This is a genomic window from Sphingobacterium sp. UBA7855 (genome assembly GCA_002500745.1).
GTDB lineage: Bacteria > Bacteroidota > Bacteroidia > Sphingobacteriales > Sphingobacteriaceae > Sphingobacterium.
The window spans coordinates 369,216-394,465 of record DLST01000020.1 but is presented as its reverse complement, the minus strand read 5'-3'; the positions used below and the strand labels follow the sequence as shown (position 1 = coordinate 394,465).

19 protein-coding genes are annotated in these 25,250 nt (G+C 39.6%); 10 read left to right on the top strand and 9 right to left on the bottom strand.

The genetic code is table 11. From position 1 onward, the window contains the following. The first annotated feature begins 44 nt into the window (after positions 1-44). Positions 45-2,312, top strand: coding sequence for an aconitate hydratase (locus B2107_RS21035; RefSeq protein WP_293957724.1), 2,268 nt, complete (start codon positions 45-47; stop codon positions 2,310-2,312). 165 nt (positions 2,313-2,477) lie between these two features. Beyond that, positions 2,478-3,350: a hypothetical protein gene (locus B2107_RS21030; RefSeq protein ID WP_293957723.1), complete on the top strand. Its 873-nt coding sequence runs from the start codon at positions 2,478-2,480 to the stop codon at positions 3,348-3,350. A 95-nt stretch (positions 3,351-3,445) separates the two neighbouring features. On the opposite strand, the gene B2107_RS21025 is transcribed toward B2107_RS21030, so the two are convergent. Beyond that, entirely contained in the window at positions 3,446-4,282 is an 837-nt protein-coding gene (locus B2107_RS21025; protein ID WP_293957722.1) for an MBL fold metallo-hydrolase, read from the bottom strand. 337 nt (positions 4,283-4,619) lie between these two features. Between B2107_RS21025 and pckA the strand changes: the two genes are divergently transcribed. Beyond that, on the top strand, positions 4,620-6,236 hold the full coding sequence (pckA, locus tag B2107_RS21020) for a phosphoenolpyruvate carboxykinase (ATP) (protein WP_293957721.1): 1,617 nt from the start codon (positions 4,620-4,622) through the stop codon (positions 6,234-6,236). An 84-nt stretch (positions 6,237-6,320) separates the two neighbouring features. Here the strand turns inward: pckA and ppk2 are convergent, their stop codons facing one another. The 3 genes from ppk2 to B2107_RS21005 all read right to left on the bottom strand — a co-directional run bounded on the left by ppk2 (position 6,321) and on the right by B2107_RS21005 (position 12,037). Continuing rightward, positions 6,321-7,130 carry a polyphosphate kinase 2 gene (ppk2, locus tag B2107_RS21015; RefSeq protein WP_293957720.1) on the bottom strand — a complete coding sequence of 270 codons (810 nt, stop codon included), beginning with the start codon at positions 7,128-7,130 and terminating at the stop codon, positions 6,321-6,323. 590 nt (positions 7,131-7,720) lie between these two features. Further along, positions 7,721-11,263, bottom strand: coding sequence for a chromosome segregation protein SMC (gene smc, locus B2107_RS21010; RefSeq protein WP_293957719.1), 3,543 nt, complete (start codon positions 11,261-11,263; stop codon positions 7,721-7,723). 69 nt (positions 11,264-11,332) lie between these two features. After that, positions 11,333-12,037, bottom strand: a complete 705-nt coding sequence (locus B2107_RS21005; protein WP_293957718.1) for a DsbA family oxidoreductase — start codon at positions 12,035-12,037, stop codon at positions 11,333-11,335. A 108-nt stretch (positions 12,038-12,145) separates the two neighbouring features. On the opposite strand from B2107_RS21005, the gene B2107_RS21000 reads away from it, so the two are divergent. Then, positions 12,146-12,970 carry a patatin-like phospholipase family protein gene (locus B2107_RS21000; RefSeq protein WP_293957717.1) on the top strand — a complete coding sequence of 275 codons (825 nt, stop codon included), beginning with the start codon at positions 12,146-12,148 and terminating at the stop codon, positions 12,968-12,970. A gap of 77 nt (positions 12,971-13,047) precedes the next feature. Here B2107_RS21000 and B2107_RS20995 read toward each other — a convergent pair whose 3' ends face one another. Further along, a complete protein-coding gene (locus tag B2107_RS20995) occupies positions 13,048-13,962 on the bottom strand; it encodes a glycerophosphodiester phosphodiesterase family protein (protein WP_293957716.1) in 915 nt (304 codons plus the stop codon). Between the two features lie 206 nt (positions 13,963-14,168). On the opposite strand from B2107_RS20995, the gene topA reads away from it, so the two are divergent. From topA to cmk, 3 genes are read left to right on the top strand one after another with little or no spacing between them, the layout of a single operon-like run. Continuing rightward, the gene (gene topA / locus B2107_RS20990) at positions 14,169-16,568 is read left to right on the top strand and encodes a type I DNA topoisomerase (protein ID WP_293957714.1); all 2,400 of its coding nucleotides are present in this window, start codon (positions 14,169-14,171) and stop codon (positions 16,566-16,568) included. A gap of 2 nt (positions 16,569-16,570) precedes the next feature. After that, complete coding sequence (locus B2107_RS20985; RefSeq protein WP_293957712.1) at positions 16,571-16,984, top strand: hypothetical protein; 414 nt, start codon at positions 16,571-16,573, stop codon at positions 16,982-16,984. Beyond that, on the top strand, positions 16,984-17,679 hold the full coding sequence (cmk, locus tag B2107_RS20980; protein WP_293957711.1) for a (d)CMP kinase: 696 nt from the start codon (positions 16,984-16,986) through the stop codon (positions 17,677-17,679). The genes B2107_RS20985 and cmk overlap by 1 nt, the downstream gene beginning before the upstream one ends. A gap of 67 nt (positions 17,680-17,746) precedes the next feature. On the opposite strand, the gene B2107_RS20975 is transcribed toward cmk, so the two are convergent. The 4 genes from B2107_RS20975 to B2107_RS20960 all read right to left on the bottom strand — a co-directional run bounded on the left by B2107_RS20975 (position 17,747) and on the right by B2107_RS20960 (position 20,941). Further along, complete coding sequence (locus tag B2107_RS20975) at positions 17,747-18,040, bottom strand: hypothetical protein (protein ID WP_293957710.1); 294 nt, start codon at positions 18,038-18,040, stop codon at positions 17,747-17,749. A 164-nt stretch (positions 18,041-18,204) separates the two neighbouring features. Continuing rightward, positions 18,205-19,404, bottom strand: a complete 1,200-nt coding sequence (locus tag B2107_RS20970) for a pyridoxal phosphate-dependent aminotransferase (RefSeq protein ID WP_293957708.1) — start codon at positions 19,402-19,404, stop codon at positions 18,205-18,207. A 98-nt stretch (positions 19,405-19,502) separates the two neighbouring features. Then, a complete protein-coding gene (locus tag B2107_RS20965; protein ID WP_293957707.1) occupies positions 19,503-19,877 on the bottom strand; it encodes a DUF1573 domain-containing protein in 375 nt (124 codons plus the stop codon). 98 nt (positions 19,878-19,975) lie between these two features. Next, complete coding sequence (locus B2107_RS20960) at positions 19,976-20,941, bottom strand: KpsF/GutQ family sugar-phosphate isomerase (protein WP_293957706.1); 966 nt, start codon at positions 20,939-20,941, stop codon at positions 19,976-19,978. Positions 20,942-21,042: 101 nt separating this feature from the next. Here B2107_RS20960 and recQ point away from each other — a divergent pair, with 101 nt between their 5' ends. From recQ to B2107_RS20945, 3 genes are all read left to right on the top strand, one after another. Continuing rightward, on the top strand, positions 21,043-23,232 hold the full coding sequence (recQ, locus tag B2107_RS20955) for a DNA helicase RecQ (protein WP_293957705.1): 2,190 nt from the start codon (positions 21,043-21,045) through the stop codon (positions 23,230-23,232). A 14-nt stretch (positions 23,233-23,246) separates the two neighbouring features. Next, a complete protein-coding gene (gene kdsA / locus B2107_RS20950; protein ID WP_293957704.1) occupies positions 23,247-24,062 on the top strand; it encodes a 3-deoxy-8-phosphooctulonate synthase in 816 nt (271 codons plus the stop codon). 84 nt (positions 24,063-24,146) lie between these two features. Continuing rightward, on the top strand, positions 24,147-25,247 hold the full coding sequence (locus B2107_RS20945; protein WP_293957703.1) for an SGNH/GDSL hydrolase family protein: 1,101 nt from the start codon (positions 24,147-24,149) through the stop codon (positions 25,245-25,247). The last annotated feature ends 3 nt before the right edge of the window (positions 25,248-25,250 follow it).

Genomic DNA, 25,250 nt, shown 5'->3' with positions numbered 1-25,250 from the left:
AATTAGTGTTTAGTAACTTAATTAAACAAATAAATTAGAGAGATATGGCTTTTGATATTGATATGATTAAAAAGGTCTATAGCCGTTATGACGAGCGCATTGCTGCTGCTCGTCAGGTGGTTAATAAACCTTTGACTTTATCTGAGAAAATATTGTATGCACACCTTTGGGATGGCAATGCTACTGAGGATTATACGCGTGGCGTTTCATACGTCGACTTCGCACCAGACCGTGTGGCTATGCAGGACGCTACTGCTCAGATGGCATTATTGCAATTTATGCAAGCTGGACGTCCAAAAGTTGCAGTTCCTTCTACCGTTCACTGTGATCACTTGATTCAGGCGAAAGAAGGAGCAGACAAAGATTTAGCGCGAGCTAAAAACGAAAGCTCTGAAGTATTTAACTTTTTGAGTTCTGTGTCCAATAAGTATGGTATCGGTTTCTGGAAACCTGGCGCTGGTATTATTCACCAAGTCGTTTTGGAGAACTATGCGTTTCCAGGCGGAATGATGATCGGTACAGACTCACATACGGTAAATGCCGGTGGATTGGGTATGGTTGCTATTGGTGTTGGCGGGGCTGATGCCTGTGATGTAATGGCTGGATTACCTTGGGAGCTGAAATTCCCGAAATTAATCGGTGTTAAATTGACTGGTAAGTTAAGCGGATGGGCTGCGGCGAAAGACGTTATCCTTAAAGTTGCTGGTATCTTGACCGTCAAAGGGGGAACTGGAGCGATTGTGGAATATTTTGGCGAGGGAGCAGAGTCGCTATCTTGTACAGGTAAGGGAACCATTTGTAACATGGGCGCTGAAATTGGCGCGACAACGTCGACTTTTGGTTATGATGAATCCATGGAGCGCTATCTACGTGCTACAGGACGTGCTGAAGTCGCCGACGCGGCAAATGCGATTAAACAACATTTGACTGCGGACGCGGAAGTTTATGCTAACCCAGAACAGTATTTTGATCAGCTTATTGAGATTAATCTATCCGAATTAGAACCATCTCTTAATGGTCCTTTTACACCGGACTTGTATACGCCAGTGTCTCGGGTGCGCGAAGAGGCTGAAAGAAATGGCTGGCCTTTAAAAGTTGAATGGGGATTGATCGGTTCATGTACAAACTCGTCCTATGAAGATTTGTCACGTGCTGCCTCTATAGCAAAACAAGCGGTGGATAAAGGTTTAATTACTAAAGCTGAATTTGGTATAAATCCGGGGTCAGAGCAAGTTCGTTTTACAGCTGATCGTGATGGTTTGCTGAAAACATTTGAAGACCTTAATGCAACGATATTTACGAATGCCTGTGGTCCATGTATTGGTATGTGGGATCGTGTAGGCGCTGATAAACAAGAGAAAAATACCATCGTTCATTCATTCAATCGTAACTTTGCGAAACGTGCAGATGGTAATCCGAACACCTATGCATTTGTGGCTTCTCCGGAATTGGTGGCGGCAATTGCGATTTCTGGTGATCTGGGCTTCAATCCAGTAACTGATACGTTGACGAATAGTAAAGGTGAGCAAGTAAAATTGGATCCACCGGTAGGGGACGAATTACCTACTAAAGGATTTGCGGTAGATGATCCGGGTTACCAAGCACCCGCTGTTGACGGTAGTTCCGTCGTCGTTGATGTGGCGCCTACCTCTGACCGTCTTCAATTGTTGCAGCCTTTCGCAGCTTGGGAAGGTACTGATTTGAAGGGTTTGAAATTATTGATCAAAGCAAAAGGGAAATGTACGACAGACCATATTTCAATGGCTGGCCCTTGGTTGAAATACCGTGGTCATTTGGATAACATCTCCAATAACATGTTGATCGGTGCGGTGAACTTCTTCAATGAGAAAACAGATAACGTTAAAAATCAATTGACAGGCGAGTATGGCCCTGTGCCAGCAACACAACGTGACTATAAAGCACAGGGTATTGGTTCAATTGTCGTTGGTGACGAAAACTATGGAGAAGGTTCATCCCGTGAGCATGCTGCAATGGAGCCTCGTCATTTGGGTGTTCGCGCAGTATTGGTGAAGTCTTTCGCCCGTATTCACGAGACAAATCTAAAAAAGCAAGGAATGTTGGGATTGACTTTTGCAAATAAGGATGATTACGATAAAATTCAGGAGAACGATACGATCGATATTATCGGTTTAACTGAATTTGCTCCAGGTAAGCCCTTAAAGCTGGTATTGCACCACGATGATGGAACACAAGAGCAGATCTTGGCAAATCATACGTACAATGCCCAACAGATTGAGTGGTTTAAAGCTGGTGGTGCCTTAAATATAATTCGCAAAAATCAAGCACAATAGTATTGATGAGCATACAAAAAAAGCCGCTTTCGTATAAAGCGGCTTTTTTATTTTGTTTTGGGATGACATTTCTGTGATCTTCGTCATATTTTACTAATTCTCATTGAATTTATTTGCTTATAAAATAGAATGCCGGTACTTTTGCGCAACGTTTTTAGCACTGATATGAGAAAAATATTTTTGACAATTGGAGCGCTTGCCTTGAGTGCTTCTGCTTTATTTGCACAAGAAAACCCCGAAATAGGAAAGAGTATTTTCAAACCAAAAAATTTGAGAACCGAAAGTAATAAAAGAAAATTCTTTTTCTTTTGGGGGTATAACTTCTCTTCCTATGCAAAATCTGATATTCATTTTACAGGTCCAAATTATGATTTTATTCTTCACGATGTAAAAGCTGCTGATCGTCCAACTAAATTTGGTTCGACTTATTTTGATCCGAGTCGGTTGACTATCCCACAATTCAACCTTCATTTTGGTTATTATATCAAAGATAATTATTCCATTTCATTGGGCTGGGATCACATGAAATATGTCGTTGATATACCCCAGCAGGTAAAAATTTCAGGTTTTATTGGTGAAGAAATTTCTAATCCAGGTATCCCGACCGGAAACCGTGCCGGTCAATATAATGGTGAATTGATTACAGTGGATTCCGCGATGCTAACATTTGAGCACACCGACGGTTATAATTTTGCTTCGGTAGGCTTGGAGCGTTATGATGATATCATCAATAATCGAAAGGGCCAACAGGTGCTGACCATGGAATCTGGTGTAGATGTAGGTTTACTAATTCCGCGTTCGGAAGTTCATCTTTTTGGTGAGGGAGCAAACCACTTCTGGAACATTGCTGGTTATGGCGCTTCGGCGAAAGTTGGGCTGCACTACCGTTTTTACAAAGGGCTGTACCTGCAAGGAAATTTTAAAACTGGATGGACTGATCTGACCAACATTCGTACAACTGGAAGGAGAGGGGTGGACAAGGCGTCGCAACAGATCTGGTTTTTTGAGAACTATTGGGCTTTGGGCTTTAGGTTTTAAATCATAAAAGATAATAAACTATATAGGATAACAAACAGGCTACTTTAGCGTAGCCTGTTTGTTCATTTGCGTTTTTATTATTTTCAAGATACACCTTAAATTTCATCCAACTTAAAGATCTCTTTTACCCGTATGCCTTTCTCGGTACGTTGCAGTGTGCAGCATTCGTGAACTGAATCGTGTTCGAAAAACAGGATGTAGTCGTTGTCTACTATTTCGTTCCAGTAGCTGTGACGTTCTTCCATAGTAACTAAAGGACGTACATCATATCCCATCACGTAGGGAATTGGTATATGGCCTACCGAAGGGAGCAAATCAGCCATATACAGTATCGTCTTTCCTTTGTATTGGACCTGTGGTAACATCATGGATTCTGTGTGGCCATTTGCATAGCGCATGCTGATATCGCTTCCGAATGGATTTTGTACATCTTCAACAAACTTTAATTGTCCGCTCTCTTGTATCGGAAGAATATTTTCTTTTAGAAAAGAAGCCTTCTCCCGGGCGTTGGGGTTAGTTGCCCAAGACCAATGGTCTGCATTACTCCAAAAATGAGCGTTTTCAAAGGCCGGAACAAGTTGATCACCTTCTCGCGCTATGGCACCACCACAATGATCGAAATGTAGGTGGGTTAGAATAACATCGGTGATGTCATTTCGGTGAAATCCAATATTTTTTAATGATCTGTCTAATGTTGCATCACCATGAAGATAATAGTAGCTAAAGAATTTTTCATTTTGCTTGTCTCCAAGGCCCGTGTCCACCAACATTAATCGATTGCTATCCTCAATGAGCAGCAGACGATTTCCCCAGGTACACATATTGTTGGAATCTGCCGGGTTTGTCTTGTTCCAGATGCTTTTAGGGACCACACCAAACATAGCCCCACCATCGAGTTTAAAGAATCCCGTTTCTATAGCATATAATTTCATCTTGTTATTTTGTATTTACTTTTTGACCAGTACGTATTACCATTGTTTGCCGTTTTGAGTAATCAAGGATCCTTTGAGCTAGAATTTTAACGCCTATTAATATTTGTAAAGGATGGGACAATTTACGAAAAATATATTATATTATTTAATGGCCATAACTTGAGTTGCTAAAAAAAATTGCTAAAAAATGCAATTCTTTTTACCTTCGTAAGATACTGATAGTTAGCGTTTTGGTTTTGTGTTTTTTGTACAATAAGCTTGATTTTTAGATAATTATGTTTTGTTTTTAGCGAAAATTGCTTTTAAATTTGAGCACATTTTAAAACAAACAAAAAATATGAAAAAGGGTAACATTGGAAACGCGCCTGATTTGAAATATTTGAAAATTGATAGCACGAAGAGTGTATTTTATCAATTACCCGTTTCTGAATTGGTTAAACATGCTTTGGTAAATCAAGAGGGAAGGCTTTCTGATACAGGAGCGCTTGCCGCTGATACGGGAAAATTTACGGGGAGGTCGCCCAAGGACCGCTTCCTGGTGGAGGACTCTTTAACTAAAGACAACATATGGTGGGGGGAAATCAATCAACGGATGTCTCCAGATCATTTTGAGGCGCTATTTTCGCTGGTAGCCTCGCACCTGGCTGAGCGAAATATATACATCAGAGATTGCGCTGCGGGTGCTGATCCGATTTATCAAATTGGTATCCGTGTTGTTACAGAGACAGCTTATCAAAGTATATTTGCCAACAACTTGTTCTTACGTCAGGAGCCTAATCCAGAAGTTCGGCCACCTTGGTCTATCTTAGCTGCTCCGACCTTGTTGATTAAAGAACCACATGCATATGGTATCCTTAACGAAAATTTTGTTGCAATTGATTTTACGAAGAAAATTGTATTGATTGCTGGAACAGGTTATACGGGGGAAATTAAAAAGAGCATTTTTTCCATCTTAAATTTTATTTTACCATTCGAGCATAACGTCCTTTCTATGCACTGTTCTGCTAATACTTCCGACGATGGAGATACTGCATTGTTTTTTGGGCTTTCGGGTACTGGAAAGACGACATTGTCTGCTGATAAAAACAGGCGGTTAATTGGAGACGATGAGCATGGGTGGAGTGAACGGGGAGTTTTCAATTTTGAAGGTGGTTGTTATGCCAAATGTGTTGGTCTAACAGCCGATAAAGAACCGGAGATCTATCATGCCATTCGTTTTGGTTCGCTGTTGGAAAACGTGATTTTGGATGATCAGGATAAACCTGATTACAATGACATCAGTAAAACCGAGAATACGCGCGTGTCTTATCCAATTGACTTCATGGAAAATGCTGAAATAAGCGGTATAGGCAATGAGCCGGCTCATATTTTTTTCTTGACAGCGGATGCTTTTGGTGTACTTCCGCCAATTTCATTGTTGTCTACCGACCAGGCTGTCTATCATTTTGTAAGTGGCTATACTGCTAAGGTTGCGGGTACAGAGGTGGGGGTGAAGGAACCTATGGCCGCATTTTCAACTTGCTTTGGACAGGCATTTTTACCGCTGCATCCCGGGAAATATGCGGCGTTGCTTCGCTCAAAACTAGAACAGAATCGTAATATTAAAGTCTGGTTAGTGAATACGGGCTGGATTGCAGGTCCTTACGGAATAGGACGGCGGATTAAACTTGCCTATACCAGAGCGTTAATCCGCGCCGCAATGGATGGTTCATTATTAGAATCTCAATTTAATAGACACGATATCTTTGGGTTAGATTATCCCACCAGTTGCGGAGCGTATGTTCCCGAACAAATCATGGATGCCCGGGGCTTATGGAATAACGATGAGGCCTATGATATGCAGGCAAAACGCTTGGCGAAACTATTCATAGCAAACTTTGAAAAATTTAATAACGAAATGCCAGCGAGCGTTCTTGAGGCAGGCCCTAAAATTGAGCCCACTGTCTTCGTTTAATTCATTTTGCATTCGTACAACAGAAAGAGTAAACATGGGATCTCTCTTTTTGTTGTACGAATTTTTTTGTGGGGCTGAAAATCTTTAATCGTGTTTTTTAACGAAGGAATCTATTTGCTCCTGCTCGCTTCCGACAAGGGCATTAATGATAAGCTTGAAAGCTGCCAATCGTGCTTTTTTCTTATTGTCTTTAACAATTTCAAACCAGGGTGATTTTTTTGATCCTGTTTTCTTAAAGAGGTTTTCAATATAATTTGTGGAAATATCCCATTTTTCCTGTGCCTGTTGGTCGAGCGTTCCTATTTTCCATCGCTTGAGTATATCTTCCTGACGCTCTTTTAATCTTTCGGCCTGTTCTTCTTTGCTGATGCTCAGAAATAACTTGATGACAATGATACCGTCCTCAATTAATTGTTTTTCAAATTCTGGAACCTGACTCATAAATAATTCATGTTGTTCTTTGCTGCAGAATCCAAATACGGGTTCCACTACTGCACGGTTATACCAGCTTCTATCGAAGATGACAATTTCTCCGGAATTAGGAAGCTGCTTGATATAGCGTTGAAAATACCACTGTCCAGATTCTTCATCGGTTGGTTTCGGTAAAGCGACAATACGGACCTTTTTAGGATTTAAATATTGGGCTACGCGACCTATTGTGCCGCCTTTGCCAGCGGCGTCCCTACCTTCAAAAATAATGAGCACCCGCTTCCCTTTTTCAATGATTTCGTATTGGAGCTTCAACAACTTGACCTGTAGTTCATAAAGCTCTTTTTCATAATCGTAAACATCGTTGAACTTTTTTATTTCAAGAATGCCCTGTTGCTCCAAGTAATTTAAAACATCTTTGTTTTCGTGGATCTTTTGAAGTTCATTTAAATCGTATTCTGCCATAAAATATTTATTTAAGCGATCGTTTTTATTAAAGTTACTTATTGAATTGTTAAAAAATGTCAAATTTCAAATAAAACTTATGTTTCTAATACTAATATCTAGGCAGATTACGTTTCTTAATCAGAACACCAAATGGATGTTCACTTAGATTAGACTTTTCATAAATTTAGGTTAATAATTGGTTAGGTTAGCTCGGAGTTCCCCACTTCGAGCTTTATTGTATTCTAGCCATTAGGCGGATTATTGGAGACGTAGTGTTTACGCTATGTTGTGAATGCTCTAACTGTTAAAAAATGTTAAACGGATGTGGTGGACATAATGATTAGAGAAAAGTAGCGTTTTTACTACAAATACTTTTCATAAATAGGTTAATATATGGCTAACGAAAGCTCAGAGTTCCCCGCTCTGGGCTTTCTATTTTAATCTATAACTTATCAATCGCCGCAAGATAAGATTGTTGAATATATCGAGGTATTGCATTATGCTTCTTTCAAATAGATGAGGGATGGTACTGGAGTTGAAGATTGATTAAAAAAACAATAGCCAAGATTTATAGTCTCGGCTATTCTTTTAGCTATTGTTTTGCGTTGTCAGGCCACTTCACGTAGATCCACAGCCACTACGCGCGATACACCTTGTTCTACCATGGTGACCCCATAAATGATATCTGTGCTTGCGATTGTTTTCTTATTGTGCGAGACCACTATAAATTGGGAATTTTTAGAAAAATCCCGTATAATATTGTTGAATTTATCAATGTTGGTATCATCCAAAGGCGCATCCACCTCATCGAATATACAAAATGGCGCTGGCTTAGAAAGATATAGTGAGAACAGTAAGGCTGTTGAAGTCAATGTTTTCTCCCCACCCGATAGCTGATTTATAGACAATGGTCTTTTCCCTTTTGGTCTAGCGATAATATCGATGTCTGAATCCAAAGGATTGTTTGGGTCTGTCAAGATCAGATCACAGCTATCTTCTTCGTTAAATAACGAACGGAATACTTTGACAAAGTTATTTCTTACTGCATCGAATGTAAACATGAACTGCACTTTAGCGGTGTCGTCAATTTCCTTGATGGTCGCCATCAAAGAGCCTTTTGCTTCGATCAAATCTGCTTTTTCTTTATTGATGAAATCATAACGTTCGTTCATCTCATCGAAAGCCTCTTTGGCCATCAGGTTGATGGTACCGAATTCGTCTAGCTGCTTCTTGAGTTTACTGCATTTGGCCGTCAGTGTAGCTTGGTCTTCTGTAAGCTGAGGAATATCTTCTCGATCGATTAAGTCTTTAAGTTCAATGTTAAATTCGACGGAAAGGCGTTCTTTTAACGCATTCAGGTCAATTTGAAGGCTTGTTTTTTTATCTTTAATTTCGGAAACAAGGAAATCGCTTTGTTCTTTTGAACGGCGTAATTGCGTTAACGAATCTTCCAGATTATTAATTTTTTCCTTATCGGCATAATAGCTGTCTTCCAATTCTTTCAGTCCATCCTCTAAGGCAATCTTCTGCTCGTACATCGCGATAAGATCTTGATCTTCATCGTCTTCAAAAGGAATAGTGGTACGTAATGCTTCTTGCACTTCAACCAGTTCTGCACTATTCTTTTCGATACGGATCTCGTGATCGTCTTTTTGTGTTTCTCTAAATTCCAAATCTTTGGCGATATTCGAAACTTTGTTTAGCTGTTGGTGATAAGCAATATTCTCTTGATTATATCTGGTCGATTCTTCGTTGAGTATTTCAGAGATTTCATGAAATTGGTCTTGCAGTAGCGCTAACTCGATAACGCTCTGTTCCTTTTCTAGCCGTAACTCTTGGATTTGGGGCTCAGCAATTTTTAAATTCGACTCGATAGCAGTAACTTTCTCTTCAATATCTCTTTTGCGTGTTTGGGAGTTGTTGATGAACGTTTGATATTGCTCTTGCTTTGTTTTGACAGTAATTAACTCATTATTAAGCCGATTGAACTGAAAGCGCAACTCATTGATCAGCTCTTTTTGAGAATTGCCGCGTAAGGTTTCTAGACGAGCTGTTTCGGCCGTTATCTTATTTTCAAGTTTTCCAATTTCTTGGTTGATTGTCTTGATCTCTTGGGATAATACTTCTAGGTTTTTAGCTCTACCAATACGTTTACCTTCAAACAGTCCTACAGATCCCCCTGACATACCCAAATGATGTTTTGCATAACGTCCGTTTTTTTGCAAAATTACCTGTCCTGATTCGGGAAGTTTCTCATCCAGATCTTTTTCATGCTCCTGTTTAAGGATGAAAACCTGCTGGAGTAGTAAGGTGCACAAAGACTTGTATTTTTCGTCTACGGTAATCACATCCAAGGCCGACATTAAATTATTATTCGGTACAGGAGGTGGGGTAGGAGTTGTCGTTATTGCATCTAAAACAAAGAAATTTGCGCGTCCTTTTGCGGCGTCGCTTAGTAGCTGAATGGCTTGAACAGCATCCTGTTGTGTATCGACAACATAATGGTTCATAATAGGTTCAAGGTAATTCTCGATAGCGACTCGGTAATCTTCCTGACAAAACAATACATCTGAAAGCAGCGGTGGTTGTTTTTTCCAGCCTGCATTTTTCTTCAAAAAGCGGATGGATTCTGGAAAACCTTCCAAATTGTCAACCAGAGATTTTGTCAGATTATATTCGTTTTGCTTGGCATCTACCAGACGAAGATCTTTGGCAAGTTGGGCTTTGAACTCTTCTAAGTTTGCTTGACATTGACTGATTTGCTCCTGGAGCTCTTCTTCCAGTTGATTTGCCGAATCGTACTGTAATTGCTGTGCTTCTACACGACCTTCCAGTTCTACGACAGCGGAATTGAACTGTTGTAATTCTTTTTCTTTCGCTTCGGTATCTTCACTATTGCGAATTAGTTCTTGTAAAAGAGCCTCTTTCTGTATCGTAAATACGGCAAGATCTTTTTCCAATTTATAGATCTTTGCTTGTAAATCGGCGTTACTTTTATTAAAAATATCAAGCTTTCCTTTTGCAGATTGTTGCTGTCCTCTCAGTTCTTCAACTTCTAATTTATTCGACTCCAGGTTGCTTTTTAATCCGTCCAGTTTATTTTGTTCGTCAAATAACTCTTCGTTTAATCGCTTAATGGTATAAACGACGTGATTAAGTTGTTGTTTGTCGCTGTTTATATCAATGCTTAGACGATTTTCTTTATCTTGGAGATTTTTAACCTTTTCGTTTTTGATCTTTTTTTCAGATTCGTAACCACGAATCTTATTTATGAATTCCTGTGTAGTTTTCTGCTGTACAGATAGATTTTTTTCCTGCTCTAAGTTTGTTTGACGGAGTGATTGAAGGTCATTTTCCGCATGCAGGATATTCTGTTGTACATTTTGTGCATCTTTCTGGACGTTGGATTCTTGTGTCTGAAGCCGTTCTAGTTCTGTCGAGAAATCTGCGATTTTATAATAGGCCAGATCGATACTGCTCTGTCGGTATTCTGATTTGAGTAAGGTGTATTTCTCTGCTTTTTTAGCTTGATTTTCTAAAGACTTGAGGTTCTTTGTAATCTCAAAAAGTAGGTCGTCGACACGACTAAGATCGGCTTCTGTATCTCTTAATTTCGCTAGGGTCTGTTTTTTACGTACTTTATATTTTGAAATTCCGGATGCTTCTTCAAATAAGTTTCGTCGAGAGTTATCCTTATTATTGATGATCTCATCAATCATTTTCAATTCAATAATGGAATAGCTATCGGCGCCGACACCAGTATCCAAAAACAAATCAGTAATATCTTTTAAACGACATTTCACATCATTCAACCGATATTCGCTATCGCCGTTTCGGAATAATTTTCGGGTGACAGTAACTGTGGAGAATTCAGTTGGTAAAATATTATTGTTATTATTGAAGGTCAGCGATACTTCTGCAAGATTTGCGGGCTTTCTATTTTTTGTCCCGTTGAAAATAATATTTTCCATTTTATCTGAGCGCAGCATTTTCGTACTTTGCTCTCCGAGTACCCAGCGTATTGCATCGACCACGTTTGATTTCCCACAGCCATTGGGGCCAACAATCGCTGTGACACCGTCATTGAAGTTGATCGTGATTTTATCTCCGAAACTCTTAAATCCTTTAATTTCTAGTTTGGTTAACTGCATTTATACCAAATTTGTTTGTCGTTATAAGCTTGCGAAAATAGTAAAATTAAACAAGATTTTTTTCTTTCTTTATTCACATTTTCCTGTTTCAGGATCACATGAAGGGCCTTCTTCACCTCTCTGTTGCAGCGGAGCAGATTGGCTTGCTAAGCATTCCTTTATGGTATTATGAAAAACTTCCATGGGCTGTGCTCCGGGGATAGCATATTTGCGGTCGAATACAAAGAATGGAACTCCCCGCAGGCCAAGGTTAACGCCTTCTTGGATATCTTGCGCAACATCGTAAGCAAAATCGTCTGATTCGAGCAAGTTTTTAATGGCATGAGCAGGAAGTTCGTATTGAGTCGCAATATGCGTAAGAATCTGGTTGTCGTTAATATTTCGGCCGTCTGTGAAATGCGCTTTAAACAACGCTTTCTTAATTGGTGTACCTTTTTGGTAGCCTTGGGCAAAATGGATCAGGCGATGCGCTTTTCGTGTATTTACGACAACTGCTTTGTCAAAATTCAGGGCAATTCCCAGCTCCCTTCCCTGTGCGCTGAGTTGTGATGTCATTGCAACCACATCATCCATGCTCATTCCTTTCGTTTGTACGAGATAGTCATAAGTGGGTATTGCTGGTGCATCTTCGGGATAGTCGGGGTTAAGCTGATAAGATTTCCAGATAATTTCAGCCGCTGGCTTATTTGCGGATTCCTGAAGTGCCATTTCGAGCTTTGTCAGACCAATATAACAAAATGGACAAATGATGTCCGACCAAATTTCTATTTTCATATTTCTTTTTTTACTGCGTATATTGTAATCAAAAATACATATAATCACGATGATAATTTGTTTAAATTGTTTTTGGAATGTCAACAGATTATTATTTAATGTTTATCGATGTTGGAGCAATCTTTTTTGAATCGTAAAGTTACACTCGTCCTGGGCGGCGGTGGTGCAAGAGGACTGGTACATATTGGCATTATCAGACGGTTGGAAGAGTTGGGTTTTGAAATAAATGAGGTCGTAGGGTGTTCTATAGGTGCACTCGTTGGCGGGATTTATGCGCAGGGAAAGATGGATCTTTTAGAAGATTGGATGCTTCGCTTAACCAAGAAGTCGGTCTTTAACATGATGGATTTTAGTTGGAGAGGGTTGGGCATGATGAAAGGGGTAAAGGTGTTTAACGCATTAAAGTCCGTCATCCCTGATGGTAATATAGAGACATTTCCAATTTTGTTCAAAGCTGTGGCTACGGATCTCAATTACGAAAAGGAAGTCGTACTGGATTTTGGGAGCATGTATGATGCTATTCGCGCTTCTATCGCCATTCCGGCAGTGTTTACGGCGGTGGAGGAAAACAAGCATGTGTACGTTGACGGTGGTGTTTTAAATCCCTTACCCATAAATCATGTGACAAGGAAAGAAAACTTGATCATTGCGGTTAACCTTGAGTCGAAACCAGACAAACAATATTCTGCCATCAAAAAACTCGATCCGAAGACGTCGAATTCATTGGATATTCTGCAGGCGTCTTACTATGTGATGCGCAGGAAAATGAGTCAGATGATAGTCGACTTATATCGCCCGGACGTAGTTGTTGATATACCTTATAATATCTGTAATCTATGGGATTATCATCGGACTGAATTTTTGGTTCAAAAAGGTAAGGATTATATAGAGCAGGCACTAAAAGAAACAACGTCCGGATCTAATGAATTTTGATCCGGACGTTGCTTCTCTGTGAAAATCATCGAGCGCTCAATTTTCGTATTATTTTTTATGAGGATTCGATCTGTTTATTAAAACAAATTGGGATAATCGCTGATGATGCCATCCACTTTCATCGTTTTTAATTGCTCTATTTCTTCTTTGGTATTGACCGTCCAAGGAATTACTTTAATGCCAGCCTTATGACATTGCTTAATATAATCGTTTGTCACGATTTTATACTGCGGGCTTATACTATAGGGTGTAAAACCGAGCTCCGTAATTGTTTGGTGGACATCTTTACGTTCGTTTCCATTTATGAGGTAGGACACCCTGATCTGAGGGTAAGCCTTGTGTAGGTATTTAATTGCCCTGCTGTCAAATGACTGAATGATAGTCCTTGCTGCGATTTTCTTGTCGGTGATAACCTGAATGATAAGGTCGACAAACTCTTCTACGCGAGGATGCAATATGCCGTCTTGACCGTCTTTACTTTTAACCTCAATGTTGTAGAACATCGGAGTGTTTCTTTTGTGTTGAGCATATGCTTCCGTACTATCAATAAGATCCGACAGTTTTGCGATACGTGTAACTTGTTTTTTCTGCTGCGGAAAGGCTTTATAAAATTTAGATCCAATATCATATTTAATCAAATCACGATAGAGCATGTTATAAACCTTTAGCGATTTATCCTTTTCTGAAATTTCGGCACCGTTGGGTTTCAGTACAAATTGGGGATTGAGATAGTCATCATGAAAAACGATCACTTTGCGATCTTTGGTGATATGGCAATCCATTTCTAACGTGGTCACTTTGTCAATGTTTATTGCATTTTTCATTGCAGCGATAGACTCTTCAGGATAGAGTCCTCGGCCCCCACGATGGGCTTCCAAACTCAGTTTAGGGAAATTGCCTGAATTTGCTTTTACAGATTCTTTTCTGGCTGAACAAGACACAAATGGTAATAACGTGCCCAAAATGGCAAATCTGAGAAAACTACTTTTCATTGTCGATCATATTTAAAAAAATAGGGAAGGTTGTTGTATTGCCCTTTCGAAGATGCAAATATACAGATATATCTTATTTTTTATGTGTTTTGCTTTCAGCGGGATTTGTCGATTATGGCTAAGAAATCTATTTTTTTTGTCTTTTTTGCAATAAATTATTGCCATTCCTTTTAGAATTGCCTTTATTTGCACAAATCTCAAATTAGATGGCGAAAAATTTATTGATAGTTGAGTCTCCAGCGAAAGCGAAAACGATAGAAGGATATTTAGGAAAGGATTTTTTGGTTAAGTCGAGTTATGGACATATTCGCGACTTGGTGAAAACCGATGATGCGATTAATACTGAAAATAATTTCGAACAAAAGTATGAAGTTCCGTCCGATAAAAAGGCTGTTGTCAGTGAGCTGAAGAAATTGGCTAAAGCTGCTGAAACTGTTTGGCTAGCGTCCGATGAGGACCGCGAAGGAGAAGCGATTTCATGGCATTTATTTGAGACGTTAGGATTGAAAGATGAGAGCACGAAAAGGATTGTTTTTCATGAAATTACGAAGCCAGCTATTCTGAAAGCTATTGACAATCCGCGTAAAATAGACTATAATCTTGTTAACGCTCAGCAGGCTCGACGCGTGTTGGATCGGTTGGTTGGTTTCGAGTTATCTCCTGTCCTTTGGAAGAAAGTTAAACCTTCATTGTCTGCAGGACGAGTACAATCTGTTGCCGTCCGTTTAATCGTTGATCGTGAACGTGAGATCAATAAATTTGAGCCAGAGGCTGCCTTTAAGATTGTAGCGTTCTTTCATACTGGAAAAGTTAAAGATAGTTTCAAAGCTGAGCTTCCACAGCGTTTTGCTACGGAAGCGGAGGCTACCAAGTTTTTGGAAGATTGTAAATCAGCTCTGTTTTCTGTTAAAAATTTAGAAACAAAACCTGCCAAACGTTCGCCCTCGGCTCCGTTTACAACGTCAACATTACAACAGGAAGCCAGTAGAAAACTTGGGTTTTCTGTGGCGCGCACGATGCAGGTCGCTCAAAGGCTATATGAATCGGGACGAATTACCTATATGCGTACCGATTCTGTTAATTTAAGCGATACGGCAATTGAAGCGGCTGAAAAAGAGATTAAATCTGCTTATGGCGACCAATATCATAAGGTCAGAAAATATAAAACGAAGACATCAGGTGCACAGGAGGCGCACGAAGCTATCCGTCCGACGTATTTTTCTGAGCATACCATCGATGGGGATGCTTCTGAAAAGCGGTTGTACGAACTTATTTGGAAAAGAGCGATCGCATCACAAATGAGTGAGGCTGAGTTTGAACGTACTTTGGCAAAGATTGCCATATCGACACGTTCAGAAGACTTAAGCGCTTCAGGGGAGGTGATGAAGTTTGATGGATTTTTAAAAGTTTATATGGAATCTTTGGATGACGATCAGGAAAGTGCTTTGGATGAAGATAGTGATAATGCTATCCTTCCACCGTTAACTACCGGTCAACCATTGACTTTGAAAAGTATGTCGGCAACGGAGCGGTTTACAAGGCCTCCTGCACGATATACAGAAGCCGCTTTGGTGAAAAAATTAGAGGAATTAGGAATTGGTCGTCCTTCAACATATGCACCTACTATTTCCACAATTCAAAATCGCGGTTATGTCGTAAAAGAAGAGCGTGAAGGTAAGTCACGTGATTACCGAGTATTGACATTGAAGGATGCTGAATTAACGGCAGTCACAAAAACCGAAATTACGGGCGCTGAGAAAGGAAAAATGTTTCCAACAGATATCGGCGTTGTGGTGAATGATTTTTTGGTTGAACATTTCAATGGTATTGTAGATTTTCACTTTACCGCGAATGTCGAAAAGGAGTTTGATGATATTGCGCATGGTTTGACGGAATGGACAAAAATGTTGCATGATTTCTATGGACCCTTTCATTCTGAGGTAGAGGATACTTTAGAAAATGCTGATCGTGCGAATAACGAGCGAGAGCTTGGCATCGATCCGGTTTCGGGAAAACCCGTTTCAGTTCGCATCGGTAAGTTTGGCCCATTGGTACAGATTGGTTCTCCGGATGACGAGGAGAAGCCCCGCTTTGCTTCTTTACGTAAAGGGCAGATGATCGAAACCATTACTTTCGAGGACGCCATGGAGCTCTTTAAATTGCCTAAAAAAGTCGGTTTATTTGAAGAGAAGGAAATGACGGTTGCGGTGGGTCGATTTGGACCTTATATCCGCCACAATTCGGCATTTTATTCTATACCGAAAGGATTGGATCCTTTGGACGTTACTGAGGAAGAGGCAATACAGATCATTAAAGACAAGCGTCAAAAAGATATAGAAAAAGTCATTCGCGTATTTGATGAAAATGAGGAAGCTCAAATTGAACAGGGCCGATGGGGACCATTCATTCGATTTGGTAAGCAAAACCTGAAAATCCCTAAAGGGACTGAGATTGACAAAATAACGTATGCTGATGTGTTGAAATGGGCTGAGGCTGATGCACCAAAAGGTAAAGCCGTTAAAGCAAAAGCAACAGAAAAGAAAAGCGTAGCTAAAAAGGCTCCAGCTAAGAAGGCTCCAGCTAAGAAAACTACAAAGTCTAAATAAGGATGAAAGCAGATTTGCCTGAAAATATTGTCAAAGACATTATGATCGCCGTCGTTCTGGAAGGCGAGACCGTAGAGACAAAAAACTGGACAGTTTATGTCATTAATGATAAGAACATAGCGATTCAGAATGTGTTGATCAGCTCAAAAGGCTATGGCGAAAAGGATGGACGTCAGGTTGCTACCACTACTTTACGTCATTTTATAGGAAATATAGCCGCTAAATCTTTCGATCGTGTGGAAGCAATAGACGAACAGGTTTTCGGTCTGACAAACGAATATTGGGTGAGTTTCTACATTGACAACATCATTTACGATAAGAAATACATTTTCTTGCCTGAAAGCATAGTAGATGGCAACCTGACGAAAGTTCCTTTGGTGAATAAGCCAGGTGTAATTATAGGAGGAAACGATTAATGAGCGGGCGTCACAATTTCATTATCGCAATAGACGGATTTTCATCGTGTGGTAAAAGCACATTAGCCAAATCTTTAGCGAAAAAACTGAAATTTGCATTTATTGACAGCGGTGCAATGTATAGAGCCGTTACGCTCTATTTTATCCGTCATAACATTGACCTGGATGATCAAGAGACTATTGAAAGTGCGCTGAAAGATATTCATATTGACTTTATACCCAATGCAGTAAAAACGGAAATTCATTTAAATGAAGAGGATATCTCTGAAGAGATTCGTCAGATGTATATTTCGGATAAAGTGAGCGATGTGAGCGCAATTAAAGCCGTTCGCGTAGCCATGGTTGCGCAACAGCAAAAGCTGGGAAGCAGAAGGAACATTATTATGGATGGCCGGGATATAGGGACCACCGTTTTTCCCGATGCTGATCTCAAGATATTTATGACTGCTGATCCTAAAGTTCGGGCGGCGAGGCGTTACCTTGAATTAACCGAAAAAGGGGAAGATGTAACATTAGAAGAAGTCGTTGAAAATTTAGCGACACGTGACCGAATCGACAGTACACGGGCTGAAAGTCCATTACGGCAAGCAGATGATGCAATTGTATTGGACAATTCCAATTTAACGCCTGAACAGCAATTGCAATTTGTTGAAGAAGAATATTTGAAAGCGAGGGCCGCAAAAACTCAAGCATAAATACAAATAAGCGGGAGAGATTGATCAATCTCCCCCGCTTATTTTCTTATCAGTGTTTTGAGGTTAACTATTTCACACTATTAATTTGTTGTTGTTCTAATAACTTACCCACATTATTTTTTTCTCCAAATTCCTCTGTTTGTTCTTGAAATGATTCCAGAAGAGCTTTGATAGCATCCGAATTATCTGCTGTACGTTGATAGATATCGGGAATTGTCTTTTCAATATTCTTGTCGCCCAGTTCGATGTTATCAACTTCGATTTTGCCTATTTTTTCTAAAACAGCTTGTTGACTATTCCGGACATCTTCTAACTCTCTTGCTATTTTTTCCATCAATTGGAATTTCTTCAATTTATCCATATGCAATATCTTTTAGTTACTATGATAAGAACAAGGTGCTTTAAAAATTTGTTTTGTTTTTTTTAAAAAAGGATACCGAGCATTGTTTTAAAGTAATGGATATATGGTTAAAGAAAAAGGCGAACCATAACTGGTCCGCCTTTCCTAACTGCTTCGATTCCTTATTAATTTGTTCGTCCTGGATAAACTTCAAGTGCTTTTTCTAAACAAATTAGGGCATTATTAAGATCACCTTGATTCAGTACGTAGGCGAGTCTCACTTCATTTATACCAGCTTCCGCTGTGCTGTAGAAACCCGTAGCTGGAGCCATCATGACTGTTTCATTGTTATACGAAAATTCTTCCAGCATCCATTGGCAAAATCTGTCTGCATGGTCAATTGGTAGTTTGGCGACGACGTAAAATGCTCCTCCAGGATTTGGGCAATAGACCCCTTCAATGGCATTAAGTCCTTTCACGAGGGTATCTCTGCGCGCTGTATATTCCTTCGACACCGCTTCAAAATAGCTGTCGGGTGTATCGACAGCTGCTTCGCCTGCAATCTGTCCTTCCAAAGAAGGGCTTAAGCGAGCTTGAGCAAATTTAAGTGCGGTTTGGTATAATTCTTTATTTTTTGTGATGATACATCCAATGCGGGCACCGCATGCAGAGTAACGTTTTGATACCGTATCGAAGATAACAACATTGTTTTCGAGCCCTTCTAAATGCATTGGAGAAATAAACTCTCTACCGTCATAGCAGAATTCGCGATAAGCTTCATCCGAGAATAGGTAAAGGTCATATTTTAAGCAAAGCTCGCGTAAAGCCTCTAATTCTGCTCTCGAATAAAGATAACCCGTCGGGTTATTGGGGTTGCAGATACAGATCGCTTTGGTTTTGGGCGTAATTACTTTTTCAAACTCAGCGATAGAAGGGAGGGCAAATCCGTTTTCAATGTATGACATGATGGGTTTAATCACTACATCTGAGGAGCAGGCAAAACCGTTATAATTTGCGTAGAATGGTTCTGGAATAATAATTTCTTCGCCTTCATTCAAGCAGGCCTGCATTGCAATTGTAATGGCTTCCGAACCACCGTTTGTTACTAATATATCTGTAGGCTCGATATTATAATTTAGTTTATTATAATATTCAGCTAATTTTTTCCGATAGGAAGCAGTACCTTCAGATGGCGTATAGGCCCAAACTTTGAACTCTATATTTTTCAAAGCATTGAGCATAACTTCAGGCGTCTGGATATCAGGCTGTCCGATATTAAGGTGGTATATCTTCTTACCTTCTTTTTTTGCTTGATCAGCATACGGCGTCAGTTTTCTGATTGGTGACGCAGGCATATTAAGCCCTTTTTCTGATAGTACTGGCATTATAGTTTTTTTAAAATTAGTCGTGCAAATTTAACCAAAATAAAACAAAAAAAGCCACATCATGATGTGGCTTTTTTTGTTTTATATTTCCAATGTTATTATTCCACTATACCCTTAATGTAGAGGGTTTTTACAGGAGTCTTGGTATTCGATTGCACGGTAAAGCTCTTTGTGAATGGAGCTTTGGCAGCTGCATTATAGGTCACTTTGATGGTGCCGCTTTCACCCGGTTTAATTGGGGTTTTTGTGAATTCTGCTACTGAACAACCACACGTTGGGACAACGTTTGAAATAATAATTGGCTCATTACCAGTATTTGAAAATTTGAAATTATACGAAACGGGTGTGCCTGCCGGTATTTTTCCAAAATCGTGGGTTTCTTTTTCGAATTTAAATTCCCCTTGGCCGGCCTGCATAGACGAGAAACCGATAAAGGAAATGATCACTGCTAAAATTGTTATATACTTTTTCATGCTTCTAAGATATTACTTTATGATTAAAATAGAACAACTGATATGCCAAATGTAGTATTTATTGCCTATTAATCTCCTATCTAACAACTTTATTACAGTTATATTATACCCTCTTTAAGTAGGTCCTGAATGTGAATAATGCCGTCATAATCATTTTTGTCGGATACCAATAGTTGCGTGATGTTATTTTCGCGCATAATATGAAGGGCATTTGCCGCGAGTTCATTTTTATCGATGATTTTGGGTGATTTTCCCATAATATCTCCGGCTGTTACACTTCCGAGATCGGTGTGTTTTTCTAACATGCGTCTTATATCGCCATCGGTGATAATGCCAATGATACGGTCACCGTCCAGTACAGCTACTGCACCCAGTCTAAATTGTGTAATGGTAATGATAATATCGCTGACAGTGGCCTGCTGTTGGACGCTAGGTTTTCCATTCTGATCAGACAGATCGCCCACTCTTAAATACAATTTTTTGCCTAATGCTCCGCCAGGATGATATTTCGCGAAATCTCTGTCTGTGAAATCGCGGCATTCCTGTAATACGACAGCAAGTGCATCACCCATGGCTAATTGCGCCGTTGTACTCGAGGTGGGGGCCAGATTGTTGGGGCACGCTTCTTTTTCGACCGTGGTGTTCAAGATGTAGTCGGCATTTTTTGCCAAATAGGATGCTGTATTTCCGACCAAAGCAATCAATACATTCTTTGTTTGCTTTAAAAAGGGAACCAGTACTTTAATCTCGGGTGTATTGCCACTTTTTGAGATGGCAATAATTAAATCATTTTGCTGGATGATTCCGAGATCGCCATGAATAGCATCAGCTGCATGCATGAAGATTGATGGCGTTCCAGTCGAATTTAGGGTCGCTACTATCTTCTGTGCAATAATAGCACTTTTGCCAATCCCAGTAACGACAACCCTTCCTTGTAGATTTAATATGCGATTAACAATGGTAACAAAATCATCATCAATATATTGGGCTAAGGCAGCTACTGCTTTGGCTTCTTCTTGAATAGCTTGAATAGCTATATTTTTTATTTCGTAGTTGTTTTTCACAAAAAATACTCTTACTTTTATATATTAGAATAGATTGCAAAAATAGATTATTTTTCAAGATTATTTCTTCATTTATCTATCTTATTTTTGCCCAAGGCGCAATGGAAATAGAAAAATCACTTTTCGACAATTTACAAGATTTTTTTGGTTTTGATACTTTTAAAGGAGATCAAGAGGCTATTATAACGAGTATCCTTCAGCGAAGAGACACGTTTGTAATTATGCCTACCGGGGGAGGGAAATCAATTTGCTACCAACTTCCTGCACTCATGAGTGAAGGGACTGCAATTGTGATCTCGCCGCTGATAGCTTTAATGAAAAACCAAGTAGATCAACTTCGTGCATTCGGTGGCGAAGACAGTATCGCTCATTTTTTGAATTCTTCTTTAAATAAGAGTGAGATTACAAGGGTTAAGGATGATGTAGTTGCTGGAAAAACTAAGTTGCTGTATGTTGCTCCTGAATCGCTTGCCAAGCAAGAAAATTTGGAGTTTTTACATCAGATAAAAGTATCTTTTGTTGCTGTTGATGAAGCGCATTGTATTTCGGAATGGGGGCACGATTTCAGACCAGAATATCGTAAAATTCGCCAGGTAATTAATGAAATAGGGCCCAATATTCCGATTATTGCACTTACCGCTACCGCTACCCCAAAGGTGCAGTCGGATATTCGTAAAAATTTACAGATGAATGATGCTGTTTTGTTTAAATCATCATTTAATCGCAGTAATTTATATTATGAGGTAAGGCCCAAAAAAGATGTCGTTAAAGAGATTGTTCGTTTTATTAAAACAAAATCTGGAAAAACAGGCATCGTCTACTGCTTAAGCCGTAAGAAAGTGGAGGAGATTAGCGAGGTTTTAAACTTAAATGGGATTAAAGCTTTACCTTACCATGCGGGCTTAGATGCTAAAACCAGAGCGGATACACAGGATAAATTTCTGATGGAGGACGTTGAAGTGATTGTGGCTACAATTGCTTTCGGTATGGGAATTGACAAACCGGATGTTCGCTATGTGATTCATCACGATATCCCTAAATCTATGGAAGGATATTATCAGGAAACTGGGCGTGCTGGACGTGATGGGGGGGATGGTTACTGTTTGGCTTTTTACTCCGAAAAGGACGTAGAGAAACTCACTAAGTTTATGAAAGATAAACCTGTGGCTGAACGGGAGATTGGTACACAGATCTTAAAAGAAGTTATCGATTATTCCGAGTCTGCTGTTTGTCGTCGTAAACAGATCCTTCATTATTTCGGAGAAAATTTTGATGAACAGGGGTGTAATAACATGTGCGATAACTGCCGCTCCGCGAAGGAATATTTTGAGGCGGAGGAGTCATTGCGTGATGTACTTGGATTCATTCAGGAGCAGGGAGAGAAGTTTGATGATCATCACGTGATCAACGTAATGATGGGACAAAATAATCAACCGGTGTCTTCCTATAAGCATGATGAGCATCGCTTATTTGGAAAGGGGAAAGACAAAGGCGTTATCTATTGGAAATCTTTGGTTAGACAGGCTGTTCTCGATAATTTTATTGAAAAAGATATTGATCATTATGGTCTTTTAAAATTGACAGATATTGGTAGGCATTATATAGCCAATCCTTATCAACTAAAATTTGTCTTAAATCGTCCAATAGAAGGTGGTGACCAAACAAGTTCGGACGATGCGGGGCATGGTACAGGGGCATTAGACACGGTTTTGCTGGGCATGTTGAAAGACCTGCGGAAGAAAATAGCAAAGGGAAAAGCTTTACCTCCTTTTGTCATTTTTCAGGATCCTTCGCTCGAAGAGATGTGTACACATTATCCGATTAGCATAGATGAATTGAAACAGATTCAAGGTGTAGGAAATGGCAAAGCGATTAAATTTGGGCCGCCCTTTATTGCGTTGATTAAAGCGTACGTGGAGGAGAATGAAATTGACAGACCTGTGGATCTTGTCATTAAGAGTACAGCGAATAAATCCGCGTTAAAGGTATCTATCATTCAAAATATTGATCGTAAAATAGCTTTGGATGATATTGCTTCAGCTAAGGGCATTACTTATGAGGAAATATTGAAGGAAATTGAGACCATCGTAAATGCGGGTACCAAAATAAATATCAATTATTTTATTGACGAGATTATTGATGAGGATCGTCAGGATGAGGTGTATGACTATTTTAAGACGGCGGAGACTGATTCAATTAATAATGCATTGAAAGAACTTGGAGGCGATGACTATAGCTATGAGGATCTCCAATTGATGCGGATAAAATTTTTATCAGAGCTTGGCAATTAATTATTTATAATGATATGATTAACAAATACATTCCTGAAATTAAGAACGGAACATCGCAGAATTTCTTTTTAATGGCGGGGCCTTGTGCGATTGAAGGAGAAGAAATCGCTTTGCGTATCGCTGAAAAGATTGTTACTATTACAGATAAACTTCATATTCCTTACATTTTTAAGGGGTCTTATCGTAAGGCCAATCGATCTCGCCTAGATTCCTTCATGGGTATTGGTGATGAAAAGGCATTGAAAATTTTGGAAAAGGTTGGTAATACCTTTGGGATTCCGACGGTGACGGATATTCATGAAAGCCATGAGGCAGAAATGGCTGCTGCATATGTTGATGTTCTTCAAATTCCAGCTTTTTTATGCCGGCAAACTGATTTGTTAGTTGCTGCGGCAAAAACAAATAAGGTCGTTAATGTCAAAAAAGGACAATTTTTGAGTGCCGGGTCCATGAAATTCGCAGTCGATAAAATTTTGGAATCAGGCAATGAAAAGGTTTTTTTAACTGATCGTGGCAACACATTTGGTTATCAGGATCTTATTGTAGATTATCGCGGAATTCCGGAAATGCGTGATTTTAATGTGCCTACAATAATGGACTGCACACACTCTTTGCAACAGCCCAATCAGACGTCTGGTGTAACAGGAGGGAAGCCAGCTTTAATTGAAACAATAGCAAAAGCTGCAATTGCAGTAGGAGCTGACGGTCTATTCATCGAAACCCATCCCGATCCAGCAAATGCGAAGTCTGATGGAGCGAATATGTTGCATTTGGATTTGCTTGAAGGTTTGATGGAAAAACTGATACGAGTTAGACAAGCTATTTTATAGTATAATAAATAAATCGCAACAAAAGGGAGCCAAAAGGCTCCTTTTTTAATAATCAATTGGATCAAACTTAAAACTCATTATTGTATGTTCTCAAGAATAGTGTTGACAGTATACTTACTGTTATCTTTTTCTGCTATCAAATCGCAAGAGAATTATCGTTGGTTTTCACCACTTGAAGATGGGCATGTACAGGGTAGATTGGCGAATCGTAAACTCTCTGCCTTTAACCGACTTCCGGATGAATTGGAAAGTCAAGTACGTAAACCTGTATGGGAACTTGGTAAAAATAGTGCGGGTTTCTATATCGATTTTCAGACATCTGCTCCCGAAATTACTGTTCAGTATCAGGTGGAGGGCGAGCTTAATATGCCACACATGCCAACAACTGCTGTCAGCGGCGTCGATCTTTACGCTTTTGATACAGCAAAAAAGCAATGGAAATGGGCGTATGGTAACTATGATTTTTCGGACACTGTCTCTTATAAATGGAAGAATATTGGTCGTAATGAAAAGTTTAATTATCGCTTATATCTTCCATTATATAATACAGTTAAGTGGTTAAGAATCGGTGTTCCAAGCACAGCTAAATTCTCCTATACGCATACTACTCCAAAAAAGCCAATTGTCGTCTATGGAACATCAATTGGCCAGGGGGCCTGTACCAGCCGGCCAGGTTTGGCTTGGACCAATCAAGTAGGACGTGCGTTTGAGCACGAGGTAATCAACTTGTGCTTCTCGGGTAATGGCCGACTGGAAAAGCCGATTTTGAATGTAATGAATAGCGTGGACGCAGCCTGTTATGTACTGGATTGTATTCCGAATCTCGCTATTTCGAAGTCTTTAACAGAAAAGCAGCTGGATTCTTTGTTGGTTTATGCGGTAACGTTTTTAAAAAAAGAACATCCTGAGACGCCTATTATTTTGACACAACACAGTTCTGGAAATATTGAACAGGTCTTTAATGAAGATAAAAATGCTGAATATCAGCAAAGCAGCCGCGTATTGAAAGCTACTTTCAACAAATTAAGGTCAAAAGGAGTTCGCCAGCTTTTTCTGTTATCGAGTCAAGAGCTTAATTTGGATCTGAACTCTACGGTTGACTACGCGCATCCAAATGATGAAGGGATGGAAAGAATTGCAAATGCTTATATTAAGTTGTTGAGAAAGGTTTTAAATTACAACTAAAAA

Excerpts from the sequence above, each read along its gene's own strand:
- B2107_RS21035 (WP_293957724.1), top strand. The coding sequence starts at position 45 with ATGGCTTTTGATATTGATATGATTAAAAAGGTCTATAGCCGTTATGAC.
- B2107_RS21030 (WP_293957723.1), top strand. The coding sequence starts at position 2,478 with ATGAGAAAAATATTTTTGACAATTGGAGCGCTTGCCTTGAGTGCTTCT.
- B2107_RS21025 (WP_293957722.1), bottom strand. The coding sequence starts at position 4,282 with ATGAAATTATATGCTATAGAAACGGGATTCTTTAAACTCGATGGTGGG.
- pckA (WP_293957721.1), top strand. The coding sequence starts at position 4,620 with ATGAAAAAGGGTAACATTGGAAACGCGCCTGATTTGAAATATTTGAAA.
- ppk2 (WP_293957720.1), bottom strand. The coding sequence starts at position 7,130 with ATGGCAGAATACGATTTAAATGAACTTCAAAAGATCCACGAAAACAAA.
- smc (WP_293957719.1), bottom strand. The coding sequence starts at position 11,263 with ATGCAGTTAACCAAACTAGAAATTAAAGGATTTAAGAGTTTCGGAGAT.
- B2107_RS21005 (WP_293957718.1), bottom strand. The coding sequence starts at position 12,037 with ATGAAAATAGAAATTTGGTCGGACATCATTTGTCCATTTTGTTATATT.
- B2107_RS21000 (WP_293957717.1), top strand. The coding sequence starts at position 12,146 with ATGTTGGAGCAATCTTTTTTGAATCGTAAAGTTACACTCGTCCTGGGC.
- B2107_RS20995 (WP_293957716.1), bottom strand. The coding sequence starts at position 13,962 with ATGAAAAGTAGTTTTCTCAGATTTGCCATTTTGGGCACGTTATTACCA.
- topA (WP_293957714.1), top strand. The coding sequence starts at position 14,169 with ATGGCGAAAAATTTATTGATAGTTGAGTCTCCAGCGAAAGCGAAAACG.
- B2107_RS20985 (WP_293957712.1), top strand. The coding sequence starts at position 16,571 with ATGAAAGCAGATTTGCCTGAAAATATTGTCAAAGACATTATGATCGCC.
- cmk (WP_293957711.1), top strand. The coding sequence starts at position 16,984 with ATGAGCGGGCGTCACAATTTCATTATCGCAATAGACGGATTTTCATCG.
- B2107_RS20975 (WP_293957710.1), bottom strand. The coding sequence starts at position 18,040 with ATGGATAAATTGAAGAAATTCCAATTGATGGAAAAAATAGCAAGAGAG.
- B2107_RS20970 (WP_293957708.1), bottom strand. The coding sequence starts at position 19,404 with ATGCCAGTACTATCAGAAAAAGGGCTTAATATGCCTGCGTCACCAATC.
- B2107_RS20965 (WP_293957707.1), bottom strand. The coding sequence starts at position 19,877 with ATGAAAAAGTATATAACAATTTTAGCAGTGATCATTTCCTTTATCGGT.
- recQ (WP_293957705.1), top strand. The coding sequence starts at position 21,043 with ATGGAAATAGAAAAATCACTTTTCGACAATTTACAAGATTTTTTTGGT.
- kdsA (WP_293957704.1), top strand. The coding sequence starts at position 23,247 with ATGATTAACAAATACATTCCTGAAATTAAGAACGGAACATCGCAGAAT.
- B2107_RS20945 (WP_293957703.1), top strand. The coding sequence starts at position 24,147 with ATGTTCTCAAGAATAGTGTTGACAGTATACTTACTGTTATCTTTTTCT.